Raw genomic sequence first — 1,422 nt, 5'->3', positions numbered from 1 at the left:
AACACAGTGGACGCGAGCAACTGAGGACAAGCCCTCGGCCTATTAGTACCAGTCACCTCCACCCGTTACCGGGCTTCCAGATCTGGCCTATCAACCCAGTCGTCTACTGGGAGCCTTAACCCCTCAAAGGGGGTGGGAATACTCATCTCGAAGCAGGCTTCCCGCTTAGATGCTTTCAGCGGTTATCCTTTCCGAACGTAGCCAACCAGCCATGCCCTTGGCAGGACAACTGGCACACCAGAGGTTCGTCCGTCCCGGTCCTCTCGTACTAGGGACAGCCCTTCTCAATATTCCTACGCGCACAGAGGATAGGGACCGAACTGTCTCACGACGTTCTAAACCCAGCTCGCGTACCGCTTTAATGGGCGAACAGCCCAACCCTTGGGACCGACTCCAGCCCCAGGATGCGACGAGCCGACATCGAGGTGCCAAACCATCCCGTCGATATGGACTCTTGGGGAAGATCAGCCTGTTATCCCCGGGGTACCTTTTATCCGTTGAGCGACGGCGCTTCCACAAGCCACCGCCGGATCACTAGTCCCGACTTTCGTCCCTGCTCGACCCGTCGGTCTCACAGTCAAGCTCCCTTGTGCACTTACACTCAACACCTGATTACCAACCAGGCTGAGGGAACCTTTGGGCGCCTCCGTTACTCTTTGGGAGGCAACCGCCCCAGTTAAACTACCCATCAGACACTGTCCCTGATCCGGATCACGGACCGAGGTTAGACATCCAGCACGACCAGAGTGGTATTTCAACGATGACTCCCCCGATACTGGCGTACCGGGTTCACAGTCTCCCACCTATCCTACACAAGCCGAACCGAACACCAATATCAAACTGTAGTAAAGGTCCCGGGGTCTTTCCGTCCTTCTGCGCGAAACGAGCATCTTTACTCGTAGTGCAATTTCACCGGGCCTATGGTTGAGACAGTCGAGAAGTCGTTACGCCATTCGTGCAGGTCGGAACTTACCCGACAAGGAATTTCGCTACCTTAGGATGGTTATAGTTACCACCGCCGTTTACTGGCGCTTAAGTTCTCAGCTTCGCACGCCCGAAAGCGCACTAACCGGTCCCCTTAACGTTCCAGCACCGGGCAGGCGTCAGTCCGTATACATCGCCTTACGGCTTCGCACGGACCTGTGTTTTTAGTAAACAGTCGCTTCTCGCTGGTCTCTGCGGCCACCCCCAGCTCAGACAGTAAATGTCATCACCGGTGATGGCCCCCCTTCTCCCGAAGTTACGGGGGCATTTTGCCGAGTTCCTTAACCATAGTTCACCCGAACGCCTCGGTATTCTCTACCTGACCACCTGAGTCGGTTTAGGGTACGGGCCGCCATGAAACTCGCTAGAGGCTTTTCTCGACAGCATAGGATCATCCACTTCACCACAATCGGCTCGGCATCAGGTCTCACCCTTAAC

General features: G+C 55.8%; 1 rRNA gene (running past one end of the window). It reads right to left on the bottom strand.

The window, feature by feature from the left end:
• Positions 1–21: 21 nt before the first annotated feature.
• Positions 22–1,422 (bottom strand): 23S ribosomal RNA (locus ACZ69I_RS38920); it runs 1,703 nt beyond the window's last position.

It is taken from the genome of Streptomyces sp. NPDC036815, from assembly GCF_055609205.1.
This window is presented reverse-complemented; position numbering and strand designations above follow the sequence as displayed.